This is a genomic window from Methylibium rhizosphaerae, from assembly GCF_006386545.1.
Classification (GTDB): domain Bacteria; phylum Pseudomonadota; class Gammaproteobacteria; order Burkholderiales; family Burkholderiaceae_C; genus Pseudorivibacter; species Pseudorivibacter rhizosphaerae.
Genome location: NZ_SWAR01000050.1, coordinates 24519 through 38994 on the forward strand (window position 1 = coordinate 24519; position 14476 = coordinate 38994).

The following is a 14476-nucleotide window of genomic DNA, read 5'->3' on the forward strand; positions in this document are numbered from 1 at the left end:
TCAAACGCGGTTGAGCGAGGGGCCTGCGGTGGTGCGCAGCCGCTCGATCAGGTGCGGTGCGATGTCGACGAGCGGCAGCACCTCATGCGTGGCGCCCGCGGCGATGGCTTCGCGCGGCATGCCGAACACCACGCAGCTGGCCTCGTCCTGAGCCACGCAGTAGGCGCCGGCGTCGCGCATCTCGCGCATCGCCTTGGCGCCGTCGGCGCCCATGCCGGTCAGCATGACTGCCAGCGCGTTGGGCCCGACCACGCGGGCCGCCGACTTGAACAGCACCTCGACGCTGGGCATGTGCCGGTTGACCGGCTCGCCCACCTGCACGCGGGCGATGTAGTTGGCGCCCGAACGCTCCACGCTCAGGTGCTGTCCGCCCGGGGCGATGTAGGCATGGCCGGGCAGCACCCGTTCGCCGTCGGTCGCTTCCTTCACCCGGATGCGGCACAGCCCGTCGAGCCGGGCCGAATAGCTCTTGGTGAAGCCGGGCGGCATGTGCTGCGTGATCACCACCGCCGGGAAGTCCGGCGGCAGCTGGCGCAGCACTTCCTTGGTGGCCTCGGTGCCGCCGGTGGAGGCGCCGATGAACAGGATCTTCTCGGTGGACAGCCGCCCGAGCGACGCCACCGGCGCGGCCGGCTTGGCCGCGCCGGGCGCGGCGGGGGCGGCCGGCGCGGCGGCCAGCTTGCGCACCTGCGCCTTGGCGGCGATGCGGACCTTGTCGGTGATGTCCTGGCCCAGCAGGCGCAGGCCGTCGGCGATGCCCACCTTGGGCTTGGCGACGAAGTCCACCGCGCCCAGCTCCAGCGCGCGCAGCGTCACGTCGGCGCCGCGCTCGGTCAGCGTCGACACCATCACCACCGGCATGGGCCGCAGGCGCATCAGCTTCGACAGGAAGTCGATGCCGTCCATGCGCGGCATCTCCACGTCCAGCGTGATCACGTCGGGGTTGAGGTTGCGGATCATCTCGCGCGCCACGAACGGGTCGCTGGCCGCGCCGATGCATTCCATGTCCGGCTGGCGGTTGATGATCTCGGTCAGCAGGCTGCGCACCAGCGCCGAGTCGTCCACCACCACCACGCGTGTTCTTGACATGAGGTCTCCTGTTCCTTGTGTTCTTCGCGGTGCGTCCGGCGTTCAGAAAAGATCGATCGAGCCGCCGCCGGTGCTGGCCGGCACGGCGCGCTGCGCGGCGGCACGGTCCTGCGCCACCAGCGCGTCGGTGTTCGCGGGGGCCAGGCGCTTCACCATGGCCTTGCCGCTCGCCGGGAAGAAGCAGACCTTGCGCGGGTAGACGTCCATCACGTCCTTGCTCACCACCGGGATGCGCTCGGTCTTCAGGTAGTCGAGCACGAACTCGGTGTTGCGCTCGCCCACGTTGATGCTGTTCATGCCGCTGATCACCGCGCCGCCGCCGAACACCTTGGCTTCCAGCGTCAGGCGCGAGGCGCCCTTCTTCATGAGCTCGTTGATGAGCAGTTCCATCGCGTACGAGCCGTAGCGGCCGGAGTCGGCGCCGGCGGCGCCCTCGGGCAGCATGAAGTGGTTCATGCCGCCGATGCGGCGCTCGCGGTCCCACAGGCAGGCGGCGATGCACGAGCCCAGCGTGGTCATGATCAGGATGTCTTCGTGGTGCACGAAGTATTCGCCGGGCAGCACCTTCACCGCGTCGGCCTTGAAGTGCGCCTCGTAGAAGAAGAACGATGCCTCGCCGGGCTTGCGCGGCTGGGCCTTCAGTTCGTCGATGCGCGAAAGCGCCGGGCGCAGGCCCGGCAGCTGCGAGGCCGCGGTACGGGTCGATGAGGAGGTGGCAAGCATGGTGATGTGGCGCTCAAACCCGTTCGTAGACTGTCTTGCCGCGCAGCCGGAACAGCTGCCTGGCCTCGGTGAAGTTCTCGGAATGGCCCACGAACAACAGGCCATCGTTGCGCATCACGCGGTGCATGCGCTCCAGCACCTTGAGCTGGGTCGGCGCGTCGAAATAGATCATCACGTTGCGGCAGAACACGATGTCGAAGGGCTCGCCCAGCGACCACTGCGTGCTCATCAGGTTGAAGGTGCGGAACTCGATCAGACGGGCCAGCTCGGGCTTCACCCGGATGTGCCCCTCGTTGGCGCCGCGCCCGCGCAGGAAATGCTGCTTCAGCCGCTCGGGGCTCAGGCCGCGCGACTGCGCGCTGTACACGCCGCGGCTCGCTGTGGCCAGCACCTTGGTGTCGATGTCGCTGGCGAGGATCTTCACGTTGGCCGAAGCGCCCAGCGCTTCGACGGCGGTCATGGCCAGCGAATACGGTTCTTCTCCGGTGGAGGCGGCGTTGCACCAGATGCGCAGCGGCCGGCCGGCACGCTGCTTCAAGGCCTGGGCCAGCAGCGTGAAGTGATGTTCTTCACGGAAGAAGGAGGTGAGGTTGGTGGTGAGGCAGTTGATGAACTCCTGCCACTCGCTCTCGGCCGAGGGGCCTGCGGCCTGCTCCAGCCATTGCAGGTAGTCGCCGAAGGAGCGGTGCCCCGTCTCGCGCAGGCGGCGTGACAGGCGGCTGTACACCATGGCCTGCTTGCCCTCATGCAGGCTGATGCCGGCGCGCTGGTAGATCAGCGAGCGCACCCGCTCGAAGTCCTTGATGTCGAAACTGAACTCGCGGTCCGCGGCTGAGGCAGCCAGCAGATCGGCAGGTGGGGCGGAGGTCAGCACGGCACTCATGGGTTGAAGGTCGGGGGCGGCAGGTGCGAGCAGGGCTGCAGGCAAGGGGCGGTTCGACTGCAGGGTTATCGGCTGCAAGTCTGGGAAGCTTGAGGGGGCCCAAAACGCGAAGATGTTGGCGGTTTGGGGGCCACTTCTCCCCCATTGGAGGGAGGTCCCGCTGCTAGACTGAATCGCAACTTTTCCCCGGCTTACCTGTGGTACCTCCTTCCCCCCCGCCCGCGTCCGCCTTGAAGCTCGAGCTGGCGCTCCAGTTGCTGCGCCAGTCGGGTCAATCGCTGCCGCAGGGCCTGGTGGAAGGCACCCCCGAATGGATGCAGGCCCTGGTCGATGCGCTGTGCGACATGTCCAGCCGCGACGCGCTCACCGGCCTTGCGAACCGGCGCCACTTCGAGATGACGCTCGACAGCGAGATCGACCGGGTGGCCCGCGCCGGCGAGCCGGCCCTGGTGCTGCTGCTGGACATCGACCACTTCAAGCAGGTCAACGACGGTTACGGCCATGCGGCCGGTGATCGCGTGCTGCAGGGCGTGGCCGGCGTGCTGCGTGAATGCGTCCGCCCGATGGACACCGTGGCCCGCATCGGCGGCGAGGAGTTCGCCGCCGTCCTGCCCAACTGCCGGCCCGCCTTCGGCCAGGCAGTGGCCGAGCGCATCCTCAAGCGCGTGGCCAACCGCGCCATCGAGATCGCCCCGGGGCAGGTGATCCGCGTCACCGTCAGCGCGGGCGGCGCCTATGCGCCGCAATGGGTGCGTTCGTCGACCAAGCTGTGGGTCGAGCGCGCCGACCAGCAGCTCTATCGCGCCAAGGCGGAAGGCCGCAACCGCGCCTGTCTCGAACAACCGGCCATATCGGTGGTCAGCCCCGAGGAGAAGGGCCTGCTCTTCGCCTTGTCGCCCGCGCCGATCCGCCATGTCTGATTCACATCCGATGACACCTTCCGCCCTCGACCCGGCCGACGCAGCGGCATCGCTCGCGCCCAGCCGCCGCCGCGCGCGCATCACCGCCGTCACCAGCGGCAAGGGCGGGGTGGGCAAGACCTTCCTGTCCGCCAACCTCGCGGCAGCGCTGGCGCGCCGCGGCCAGCGTGTGCTGGTGCTCGATGCCGACCTGGGCCTGGCCAACCTCGACGTGGTGCTGAACCTGCACCCGAAGATCACGCTGCATGACGTGTTCACCGGCAAGGCCACGCTGGAGCAGGCCATCCTGCCGGCGCCGGGCGGCTTTTCGGTGCTGCTGGCCGGCTCGGGGCTGGTCGAATATTCGCAGCTCACGCCGGTCGTGCGCGAGCAGCTGCTGCACATCATCAAGACGGTGACGCCGCGTTTCGACCATGTGCTGCTCGACACGGGCGCCGGCATTTCGGACGTGGTGCTCTATGCGCTGTCGCTGGCTGACGAGGTGATGGTGGTGGCCACGCCCGAGCCGACCTCGCTCACCGACGCCTACGCCACCATCAAGGTGCTGGCCACCCAGCAGAAGCGCCTGAACATCCACCTCACGGTGAACCAGGCCTCTCGCCCGGGTGAAGGCCGTACGGTGGCGCAACAGCTGCAGCAGGTGGTCGACCGTTTTGTCGTGCCCAGCGTGGGCGAGCCGGTCAAGCTCGAATTCATCGGTGAAGTGCCGGTGGACCCGTCGGTGCGCGAAGCGGTGCAAAAGCGCGTGCTGCTGCTGGAGGTGATGCCCGGCACGCCCGCCGCCCAGGCAGTGAACGCCCTGGCTGCCCGAATCGATCTCTGACAATGTGACTGGTGCCCGTGCCCCGTGACTCGTGACCAGTGACTCGTGAATTCCGAAGACAACCCTGCTCAACCCGCCACCGCCTTCGAATGGGTCGGTGGTGAAACCGCCGTCCGCGCGCTCGTCGACCGCTTCTACGACCTGATGGAGCTCGAGCCGGCCTATGCCGAGCTGCGTGCGCTGCACCCGACCACGCTGGAGGGCTCGCGCGACAAGCTGCACTGGTTCCTGTGCGGCTGGCTGGGCGGCCCCAACCACTACATCGACCGCTTCGGTCACCCGCGGCTGCGTGCGCGGCACCTGCCGTTTCCGATCGGCATCAAGGAGCGTGACCAGTGGCTCGCCTGCATGGACCAGGCGATGCATGAGGTGACGCTGGATCCGGCCCTCATCCAGCGCCTGCGGGAAGCCTTCTTCGGCACCGCCGACTGGATGAGGAACAAGTAGCGGTGACCGATGACCGGTGACCGGTGAGGCTCACGGGGCGCTGTTCAACAGCACGATCAGCGCGCCGGCGCCGCCCTCCGATGCCCTGGCCTGCGTGAAGGCGAGCACCTCGCCCTTTTGCACCAGCCATGCGCGCACCTTGCCCTTGAGCACCGGTTGGCGGCCCGGCGAGCCGTGGCCCTTGCCGTGCACCACGCGCACGCAGCGCCAGCCCTGCTTCACCGCCTCGCGCAGGAATGCGCCCAGCCGCTCGCGGGCATCGTCGCGGCGCAGCCCGTGCAGGTCCACCTGGCCCTGGATGGCCCAGCCGCCGCGCCGCAGCTTGCGCACCACTTCCGGCCCGATGCCGGCGCGGCGGAACGACAGCGCCTCGTCGGTCTCCAGCAGCGACTCCACGTCGAACTCGTCGGACAGGGCCTCGCGCAGCACCGCGGCCTCGTCGAGCTTGCGCTGCTTGGGGTGCGGCGCCGGCTTGGGGCGCGAAGGCGCGCTGCGGTCGTGAGGCTTGAGCGGCGTGACCGGCCCCACCGTGCGGGCGAACAGATCGCGCTCCCGCTTTTCGGCTGCCTCGCGCTCGCGGCGCTCGGCCTCCAGCGCGGCAGCCTCGCGCGCCGCCTGCCGCAGGTGGCGCTGCAACTGCTCCAGCTCCTGCAGCGAGCGAACTTTCATCTCAGATCAGGCCACGTTCGGCAAAGGACACACAGTCGCTGCGGCCGACCACCAGGTGGTCGAGCACCCGCACGTCCACCAGGGCCAGAGCCGACTTCAGCGTGAACGTGAGGTATTCATCGGCCTTGGATGGTTCCGCCACGCCGGACGGGTGGTTGTGGGCCAGCACGACCGCCGAGGCATTGGAGGCGAGCGCACGCTTGACCACCTCGCGCGGGTACACGCTCGTCTGGGTCAGCGTGCCGCGGAACAGCTCCTCGAAGGCGAGCAGGCGATGCCGGGCGTCGAGCAGCATGACGGCAAACACCTCGTGCGGCCGGTCGGCCAGGTGCAGGCGCAGGTAGTCCTTCACCATCTGCGGCGACTCGAACACCGGGCGCTCGGCCAGCTGGGCCGCCAGCGCACGCCGCGACAGCTCGATCACGGCCGCCAGCTCCGCACGCTTGGCCGGCCCCAGGCCCTTGATGCGGCGCAGGTCGTCCGGCGTGGCATGCAGCAGGCCGGCCACGCCGCCGAACTCGTCGAGCATCTGCTGGGCCAGCTGCAGCACCCCCGTGCCCTTGAGGCCGGTCCGCAACAGCAGGGCCAGCAGCTCGGCATCGGCCAGCGCGGCGGGGCCGCGTTCGAGCAGCTTTTCGCGCGGGCGCAGCGAAGCGGGGAGGTCTTTCACGTCGGTCAGGGGCCGGGCAGGCCCTGGAAACTAAAATCCGGGGCAGTCTAGCGAACCGAAAGTCCAGTCTTGCCCACCATCCAACCGGGGTCCTTCCTGACCCTGCACTACCGCCTCGCGGGGCCCGACGGCGCCGACATCGTGAACACCTTCAACGACAAGCCCGCCACGCTGTCGCTGGGGACCGGCGAGCTCGCCCCGGCCATCGAGGCACGGCTCATCGGCCTGGAGGAAGGCGAGCGCAAGCGCATCGAGCTCGCGGCGGGCGAGGCTTTCGGCGAGCGCAACCCGGACCTGCTCCAGCGTGTGAAGCTGGCGCTGCTGCGCGAGCTGGGCGACCCGGACGAGACCTACAAGGTGGGTGACGTGGTGCAGTTCCCGACACCGGACGGGCGGGGCGCCTATGCCGGCGTGGTGCGGGAAGTGGGGCCTGCCGAGGAGGACTGGGCCCTGTTCGACTTCAACCACCCGCTGGCCGGCCAGCCGGTCACTTTCGAAGTGCAAGTGATCGGGGTGCTCTGAACATGGCGCAACCCCAAGTGGAAGAAATCCTGCTGGCCGAACCGCGCGGCTTCTGCGCGGGCGTCGACCGTGCGATCGAGATCGTGGAGCGAGCGCTGGCGAAGTTCGGCGCGCCGATTTACGTGCGCCACGAGATCGTGCACAACACCTACGTGGTCAACGACCTCAAGGCCAAGGGGGCGATCTTCATCGAAGACCTGGCCGACGTGCCGCCCGGCGCCACGCTGGTGTTCAGCGCCCACGGCGTGAGCAAGGCGGTCCGCGTGGAGGCCGCGCAGCGAGGGTTCTCGGTCTTCGATGCGACCTGTCCGCTGGTGACCAAGGTGCACGTCGAGGTGGCCAAGCTCCACAAGGAAGGCTACGAGTTCATCATGATCGGCCACAAGGGGCACCCCGAGGTCGAGGGCACGATGGGCCAGCTCACTGAGGGCATCTACCTGGTCGAGGACGTGGCCGACGTCGAGCGGGTGCAGGTGCAGCGGCCCGACAAGCTGGCCGTGGTGACGCAGACCACGCTCAGCGTGGACGACGCCGCCGAGATCCTGGCCGCCGTGAAGCGGCGATTTCCGCAGGTGCGCGAGCCGAAGAAGCAGGACATCTGCTATGCCACCCAGAACCGCCAGGACGCGGTGAAGGTGCTGGCGCCGCAGGTCGACGTGGTCATCGTCGTCGGCAGCCCCACCAGCTCCAACAGCAACCGCCTGCGCGAGCTGGCCGAACGGCTGGGCACGCCGGGCTACATGGTCGACTCGCCCGAGGACCTGCGACCCGAATGGTTCAGCAACCGCGCGCGGGTGGGCCTCACCGCAGGCGCCTCGGCGCCCGACATCCTGGTGCAGCAGGTCATCGGCCGGCTCAAGTCGCTGGGGGCGCTGTCGGTGCGCAAGATGAGCGGCGTCGAGGAGACGGTGCACTTCCCGCTGCCCAAGGGTCTGAGGCTCGAATAGCGCTGCCCCCGCGGCTCCAGCGCTGCAAACACCTGCTCACAAACAGGTAACCCGAAAGAAACCGCAAAGCAGGGTTTCTCTCGATCCGCGAAGGCTTCGCCCGCTTCAACATCGCCGCTCTTGGAATCGGTTCCATAGTGGTGGGTTGCAAGCGGGCTCTTGCTCTCGGTGCCCGAAGTTTCGAGTCGCCTCGTCGATGAGGCATTCAACCTGAGGAGTTCACCATGTCCGGATCTCTTTCGCGCGCAGGCGGCCACGTGCCGCCGCGGCCGCGGCACTGGCAGGCGCTGTGGCTGTGGGCCTGCATCACCATGCTGTCCTTTCTGGCGGCGCCCGGCTGCGCTGCCGCCGACTACACGCAGGGCGTGGCCGTGTCGGGCAACACCGCCACGCTGTGGTTCAAGTCCAGCGTCAGCACATCGTGGGTCGACGTGCACTACCGCGTCGACAACGGCGGCCAGATGAACGTGCGCATGGGCTACTCGGCCGCCAATGCGCGCTACGAGCAGCCCGTCACCGTGTCGACCGGCAACGTGATCAGCTACTCGTTCACCTACAACAACGGCACGCCGGCCTACGACACGCCGTGGTTCAGCCACACCGTGGGCGCCGGCGAGCCGCCCACCGGCATTGCCTGTTTCTACGAGCACACCAACTACGGCGGCGCCTCGTTCTGCGCTGACGCCGACAGCAGCTACGTGGGTGCCGCCTGGAACGACCGCGTGTCATCGGTGAAGGTGCGCGCGGGCTACCAGGTCGAGCTGTTCAACAACGCCAGCTACGGCGGCACCTCGGTCAAGCTCACCGCCGACACCGCGAGCCTCGTGCCGCTGAACTTCAACGACATCGCATCGTCGTTCAAGGTCGGCACGGCAGGTCCCACGCTGCCCACTTCGGACACGCCGGACTTCGGCCCCAATGTCACTGTCTTCGAGCCGGGCACACCCACTGCGACGATCCAGTCGAAGCTCGATGCCTTCTTCAGCCCGCAGGTGCTGAGCCCCAGCGCGCAGTTCGGCTCGCAGCGCCATGCCTTCCTGTTCAAGCCGGGCACCTATAGCGGCGTGTGGGCCAACCTGGGCTTCTACACGACCATCGCCGGCCTGGGCCTGCGCCCGGACGACGTGATGCTGCAGAACGGCGCGATCAACGTCGACAGCGGCTGGAACTACGGCGACGCCGGCAACGCGACGCAGAACTTCTGGCGCTCGCTGGAAAACCTGGCGCTCGTGCCGCAGGGCGGCACCAACCGCTGGGCCGTGTCGCAGGCCGCGCCGATGCGCCGCGTCCACATCATCGGCAACCTGCACCTGGGGCCCTCGAACCAGGGGCAGGGCCAGGGCTACTCGAGCGGTGGCTACATCGCCGACAGCAAGGTCGACGGGTCCATCTCGTCGGGCTCGCAGCAGCAGTGGTACACCCGCGACAGCCAGATCGGCGTCTGGTACGACGGCGTGTGGAACATGGTGTTCTCGGGTGTGGCCGGCGCGCCGGCCGCCTCCTTCCCCAGCCCGCCGTACACCACGCTGGCCACCACCCCGGTGTCGCGCGAGAAGCCCTTCCTCTACATCGACGGTGCCGGCAAGTACCGCGTGTTCGTGCCGGCCCTGCGCACCAATGCGTCGAACGCGAGCTGGGTGAGCGGCACCACCGCCGGCACGTCCATCCCGATGAGCCAGTTCTACGTGGCGAAACCCGGCGACAGCGCCGCCACCCTGAATGCGGCGCTGTCGCAGGGCCTGAACCTGTTCTTCACGCCCGGCACCTACCTGCTGAGCCAGACGCTGCAGGTGACGCGCCCCGACACCGTGGTGCTGGGCATCGGCTACCCCACGCTGGTGCCAGAGAACGGCGTCAATGCAATGCAGGTGGCCGACGTGGACGGCGTGAAGATCGCAGGCCTGCTGTTCGACGCGGGCACGGTGAACAGCCCGGCGCTGCTCACCATCGGCCCGGCGGGCTCGTCGGCCAGCCATGCCGCCAACCCGACCACCGTGCAGGATGTGTTCTTCCGCATCGGCGGCTCCATGGCCGGCAAGGCGACGGTGAGCCTGGTGGTCAACAGCCACCACACGCTCATCGACCACATCTGGGCCTGGCGTGCCGACCATGGCAGCGCGCCCACCGGCTGGACGGTGAACACCGGTGACACCGGCCTCATCGTCAACGGCAACAACGTGCTGGCCACCGGGCTCTTCGTGGAGCACTACCAGAAGTACGAGGTGATCTGGAACGGGCAGGGCGGCAAGACCATCTTCTTCCAGAACGAGAAGCCGTACGACCCGCCCACGCAGGCCGCCTGGCGCACCGACGGGCTGGGCTACGCCGCCTACAAGGTGGCCGACCACGTGACCACCCACGAGATCTGGGGCGGCGGCGTGTACTGCTACTTCAACGTCAACCCGTCGATCCATGCGGCGCGCGGCTTCGAGGTGCCGGTGGCACCAGGCGTGCGGCTGCGTCACGTGCTCACCGTGTCGCTGGGCGGCGTGGGCGTCATCGACAACGTGGTCAACAACACTGGCGGGCCGGCGCAGGGCGCGGCCACGGTGCCGGTGAACGTGGTCAGCTTCCCCTGAGGCGGCCTCTTCCCGCGTAGCAGGAGAGCGGGCGGCCCGCCTTCGCGGAGGCGGGCCGCTTCCGGCTTGGGGCTTGCCTACAATCGCGGGCTTCCCCCGCTTTCTGGCACTGCCATGCTCGACATCAACCTGCTGCGCAAGGACCTCGCCGGCGTCGTCGCCGCGCTGGAGAAGCGCAAGTCGCCCCAGCCCTACCTCGACGTGGAGCGCTACCAGGCGCTCGAGTCCGAGCGCAAGGCGATCCAGACGCGCACCGAGGAGCTGCAGGCCAAGCGCAATGCCTTGTCCAAGCAGATCGGCCAGCTCAAGGCCAAGGGCGAGGACACGAGCGCCGTGATGGCCGAAGTGGGCGGCCTGGGTGACGAGCTCAAAGCCCGGGCCGAGCGGCTGGAGGTGATCCAGTCCGAGCTGGGCGCGCTGCTGATGTCGGTGCCCAACCTGCCGCACGACAGCGTGCCGCAGGGCAGCGACGAAACCGCCAACGTCGAGGTGCGCCGCTGGGGCACGCCGAAGTCCTTCGACTTCACCCCAAGGGACCATGTCGACCTGGGTGCTCCGCTGGGCCTTGACTTCGAGACGGGCGCCAGGCTCTCTGGCGCACGCTTCACCTTCATGCGCGGACAGGTGGCGCGACTGCACCGCGCGCTCGCGCAGTTCATGCTCGACGTGCAGACCGCCGAGCATGGCTACACCGAGTGCTACACGCCCTACATCGTCAACCGCGAAGTGCTCGAGGGCACGGGCCAGTTGCCCAAGTTCAAGGAAGACATGTTCTGGGTCAGCCGCGGGGGCGACGAGGAGCAGGCGGAGCAGTACCTCATCTCCACCTCGGAGATTTCGCTCACCAACACCGTGCGCGAGCAGATCCTCAATGCCGAGCAGCTGCCGGTGAAGCTCACCGCGCACAGCCCCTGCTTCCGGTCCGAAGCCGGCAGCGCGGGGCGCGACACGCGCGGCATGATCCGGCAGCACCAGTTCGACAAGGTCGAGATGGTGCAGGTGGTGCACCCCGAGAAGAGCTACGAGGCGCTCGAGGAGATGACGCGCCATGCCGAGGCCATCCTGCAGAAGCTGGGCCTGCCGTACCGCTTGGTGGCGCTGTGCACCGGCGACCTCGGCTTCGGCTCCACCAAGACCTACGACCTGGAGGTCTGGCTGCCGGCGCAGAACACCTACCGCGAGATCAGCTCCTGCTCGAACTGCGAAGCCTTCCAGGCCCGCCGCATGCAGGCGCGCTTCCGCAATGCCCAAGGCAAGCCGGAGCTCGTGCACACGCTCAACGGCTCCGGCCTGGCCGTGGGCCGCACGCTGGTGGCCGTGCTCGAGAACTATCAGCAGGCCGACGGCTCGATCGTCGTGCCGCAGGCGCTGCGCCCATACATGGGCGGCGTGGAGGTTCTGAAAGCCGCATGATGGTCCCCGTGGCCGGCGGCCCCGTTCAGTGGCTATAATCGCCGGCTTCGCTGCTCACCCCAGCGAGACCACCATCAGATCCAGGAGAGATGGCAGAGTGGTCGAATGCGCCGGACTCGAAATCCGGTATACAGGTTTCCCTGTATCGAGGGTTCGAATCCCTCTCTCTCCGCCAGTGATATGTCCTAGGCGATCTCGCAAGGACCGATGAAAGCCCCGCAACCCAGTGTTGACGGGGCTTCTTCGTTTCCGGACGTCCCAGACGGTGCTTTGACAGCCAAGCATTTCTGGGGGCACATTTGGGGGCACAAATCTGGAGCGCTGGGGGCACATTCTCTGGTGCCCGCTTTGGAGCGACGCCGATGCCTCTTACCGATGCAGCCTGCCGAAGTGCAACCTGTCCCGAGGGGAGGGCGCGAGCGCGGTTTGCCGACTCGCTCGGGCTGTACCTCGAGGTGCTGCCCAGCGGCGGCAAGTACTGGCGGCTCAAGTACCGCTATGCAGGCAAGGAAAAGCGCCTGGCGCTCGGCACCTACCCAGGCGTGCCGCTCGCGAAGGCCCGGCGCGAACGTGACGAGGCTCGAGCACAACTGGAGGCAGGGACCGACCCCGGTGAAGCCAAACGAGACGTCAAGCTGGCTCAGCGTATCGCGCTTGACACGAGCTTCGAAGCGGTCGGACGTGCATGGTTCAAGCACTGGAAAGGGCCGAAGGCGCCGCGGCACGCTGAATACGTGATGCGCCGGCTCGAGGCAGATGTCTTCCCTGCGATCGGGCACAAGCCGGTGGCGGATGTCACCGCGCCGCAGCTGCTGGCGATGGCGAAGAAGATTGAGGCCAGGGGCGCTACGGACATCGCGCGGCGGGCGTGGCAGACCTGCGGGCAAATCTTTGAGTACGCGCTCGCGCATGGCTTGGTCGAGGGCAATCCCCCCAGGGACGTCAGGCCCGGCACGGCGCTTCAGGCGCGCAGAAAGACCCACTACGCGCGGGTCGACGCCAGGGAACTGCCTGAACTGCTGCGCAAGACTGAGGCCTACACAGGTTCACCGTACACGCGCTTCGCGCTGAAGCTAATGGCGCTGACGTTCGTGCGAACCAGCGAACTGATCAACGCCCGCTGGTCGGAGTTCGACCTTCAGGCCGCGGAGTGGCGCATCCCGGCTGAGCGCATGAAGATGCGCACGCCTCACATCGTGCCGTTGTCGAAACAGGCGGTGGAGGTGTTGCGTTGCTTGTGCGAGCTCAAGGGAATGAGCGACTTGCTGTTCCCCGGGGAGCGGGATCACGAGAAGCCGATGAGCAACAACACCATTCTCAAGGCGCTCGAGCGCATGGGCTTCAAGGGCCGCATGACCGGCCATGGGTTCCGCGGAGTGGCCTCCACGATGCTGCACGAAATGGGCTTCGACCATGCCCATATCGAACTGCAGCTGGCACACCAGGAGCGCGATGCGGTCAGCGCGGCCTACAACTTTGCGACCTATCTACCGCAACGACGGAAGATGATGCAGGCCTGGGCGGATCGGCTCGATCATTTGCGGAAGACTTGATCTCCTGCTGTAAGGCAAGGCTCTTCGTGGGCCGTACGACCGGTTTTGGTTGGAGATCGCCGATGTAGCGTCGGGGCCAGCCTCACAAGATCACAGTCGCTCAAACCGTGTCGCTCATGCGAGCACTGTCGGACGCCGTGGCCGTTCGGGAACGGCGGCGGTTGGTTGAGTTCACGACAGGCTGTCGAGCGGGCTCCTGACTCCACCTCCACCAACCTTCAGCACGTGGGTGTAGATCATCGTGGTGGCGACGTCGGCATGCCCCAGCAGATCCTGCACCGTGCGGATGTCGTAGCCGGCCTGCAGCAGATGCGTCGCGAACGCATGGCGCAACGTGTGTGGTGACGCCGGCTTGGTGATCTGAGCCGCGACGACCGCTCGCTTGAAGGCGCGCTGGAACGTTTGGTCGTACAGGTGATGGCGCCGCACGACGCCGGTGCCAGGATCCGTCGAGCAAGTCGCCTGTGGGAACACCCAGAACCAGGCCCAAGACGATCCGGCGCGCGGGTACTTGCGCTCCAGCGCGTTCGGCATCTCGACGCCGGCGCGACCGGCCACCACATCGGCGGCCCACAGCGTGTGCGCATTCGAGAGCTGCTGCTTCAGCCCTGCCTGCAGCGATGCGGGCAGCATCAAAACGCGATCCTTGCCGCCTTTGCCCTCACGCACGATCACTGCATGGTGCGCAAAGTCCAGGTCCTTCACGCGCAGCTGCAAGCCTTCCGTCAAGCGCATCCCGGTGCCGTACAGCAAGCGGGCCAGCAACAGGTGCTGGCCCGTCAGCTGCCTGAAGATCGCCGCGACCTCGTCGCGTGACAGGATCATCGGCAAGCGCCGCGGTACCCGCGGCCGTCCGATGTCGTGCAGCCACGGCAGGGGCTGGCCGAGCACCTTCGTGTACAGGAACACCAACGCCGACAACGCCTGCGTGTGGGTCGAAGCCGCCACCTGGCGCTCGGTGGCCAGCCAGCTCAAGAACCCCTCGACCTCGAGCGGCCCCAGCTCGGCGGGATGGCGCAGCTCGTGAAAGCGGATGAAGGCCTTGCACCAGTGCACATAGGCTTGCTCGGTGCGACGGCTGTAGTGCAGGTAGGCAATGCGCTCGCGCAGCTGATCGAGTGTCACTTCTCACCGCAATCGAGCCATCTCGCTCTCGGCGTAATCAGGCCAGTTGAGTGACCGCAGACGAGCATCTCGAAGGGTCTCAAGTATGGCTGGACTTGGGCGTAGCGCCAGCG

Annotated in this window: 14 protein-coding genes and 1 tRNA gene; 9 read left to right on the forward strand and 6 right to left on the reverse strand. The window is 67.6% G+C overall.

What is annotated here, in order from left to right; all coding sequences use genetic code 11:
• The 3 genes from E8D38_RS24590 to E8D38_RS24600 are packed head-to-tail and all read right to left on the reverse strand — an operon-like array spanning position 1 to position 2695.
• The gene (locus tag E8D38_RS24590; protein WP_140636669.1) at positions 1-1089 is read right to left on the reverse strand and encodes a protein-glutamate methylesterase/protein-glutamine glutaminase; all 1089 of its coding nucleotides are present in this window, start codon (positions 1087-1089) and stop codon (positions 1-3) included.
• Positions 1090-1131: 42 nt separating this feature from the next.
• Positions 1132-1812, reverse strand: a complete 681-nt coding sequence (gene cheD / locus E8D38_RS24595; RefSeq protein ID WP_246099640.1) for a chemoreceptor glutamine deamidase CheD — start codon at positions 1810-1812, stop codon at positions 1132-1134.
• Between the two features lie 13 nt (positions 1813-1825).
• On the reverse strand, positions 1826-2695 hold the full coding sequence (locus E8D38_RS24600; protein ID WP_140636674.1) for a CheR family methyltransferase: 870 nt from the start codon (positions 2693-2695) through the stop codon (positions 1826-1828).
• 230 nt (positions 2696-2925) lie between these two features.
• Between E8D38_RS24600 and E8D38_RS24605 the strand changes: the two genes are divergently transcribed.
• The 3 genes from E8D38_RS24605 to E8D38_RS24615 are packed head-to-tail and all read left to right on the forward strand — an operon-like array spanning position 2926 to position 4885.
• The gene (locus tag E8D38_RS24605; protein ID WP_246099641.1) at positions 2926-3615 is read left to right on the forward strand and encodes a GGDEF domain-containing protein; all 690 of its coding nucleotides are present in this window, start codon (positions 2926-2928) and stop codon (positions 3613-3615) included.
• Entirely contained in the window at positions 3608-4438 is an 831-nt protein-coding gene (locus tag E8D38_RS24610) for a MinD/ParA family protein (protein ID WP_140636676.1), read from the forward strand. The genes E8D38_RS24605 and E8D38_RS24610 overlap by 8 nt, the downstream gene beginning before the upstream one ends.
• A 45-nt stretch (positions 4439-4483) precedes the next feature.
• On the forward strand, positions 4484-4885 hold the full coding sequence (locus tag E8D38_RS24615) for a group II truncated hemoglobin (protein ID WP_140636678.1): 402 nt from the start codon (positions 4484-4486) through the stop codon (positions 4883-4885).
• 30 nt (positions 4886-4915) lie between these two features.
• Here E8D38_RS24615 and E8D38_RS24620 read toward each other — a convergent pair whose 3' ends face one another.
• Both E8D38_RS24620 and radC read right to left on the reverse strand, forming a co-directional pair.
• Positions 4916-5554, reverse strand: a complete 639-nt coding sequence (locus E8D38_RS24620; protein ID WP_140636680.1) for a Smr/MutS family protein — start codon at positions 5552-5554, stop codon at positions 4916-4918.
• Between the two features lies 1 nt (position 5555).
• On the reverse strand, positions 5556-6224 hold the full coding sequence (gene radC, locus E8D38_RS24625; RefSeq protein ID WP_140636682.1) for a RadC family protein: 669 nt from the start codon (positions 6222-6224) through the stop codon (positions 5556-5558).
• Between the two features lie 69 nt (positions 6225-6293).
• On the opposite strand from radC, the gene E8D38_RS24630 reads away from it, so the two are divergent.
• From E8D38_RS24630 to E8D38_RS24655, 6 genes are all read left to right on the forward strand, one after another.
• Entirely contained in the window at positions 6294-6746 is a 453-nt protein-coding gene (locus E8D38_RS24630) for an FKBP-type peptidyl-prolyl cis-trans isomerase (RefSeq protein ID WP_140636684.1), read from the forward strand.
• Between the two features lie 2 nt (positions 6747-6748).
• Positions 6749-7693 carry a 4-hydroxy-3-methylbut-2-enyl diphosphate reductase gene (gene ispH, locus E8D38_RS24635; RefSeq protein ID WP_140636686.1) on the forward strand — a complete coding sequence of 315 codons (945 nt, stop codon included), beginning with the start codon at positions 6749-6751 and terminating at the stop codon, positions 7691-7693.
• Between the two features lie 224 nt (positions 7694-7917).
• Complete coding sequence (locus E8D38_RS24640; RefSeq protein ID WP_219851865.1) at positions 7918-10272, forward strand: peptidase inhibitor family I36 protein; 2355 nt, start codon at positions 7918-7920, stop codon at positions 10270-10272.
• A gap of 114 nt (positions 10273-10386) precedes the next feature.
• A complete protein-coding gene (gene serS, locus E8D38_RS24645; protein WP_140636688.1) occupies positions 10387-11685 on the forward strand; it encodes a serine--tRNA ligase in 1299 nt (432 codons plus the stop codon).
• 83 nt (positions 11686-11768) lie between these two features.
• Positions 11769-11860: transfer RNA gene (locus tag E8D38_RS24650), tRNA-Ser, on the forward strand.
• A 187-nt stretch (positions 11861-12047) separates the two neighbouring features.
• Complete coding sequence (locus E8D38_RS24655; RefSeq protein ID WP_140636690.1) at positions 12048-13238, forward strand: tyrosine-type recombinase/integrase; 1191 nt, start codon at positions 12048-12050, stop codon at positions 13236-13238.
• A gap of 171 nt (positions 13239-13409) precedes the next feature.
• On the opposite strand, the gene E8D38_RS24660 is transcribed toward E8D38_RS24655, so the two are convergent.
• Positions 13410-14363: an integron integrase gene (locus tag E8D38_RS24660; RefSeq protein ID WP_140636692.1), complete on the reverse strand. Its 954-nt coding sequence runs from the start codon at positions 14361-14363 to the stop codon at positions 13410-13412.
• Between the last annotated feature and the right edge of the window lie 113 nt (positions 14364-14476).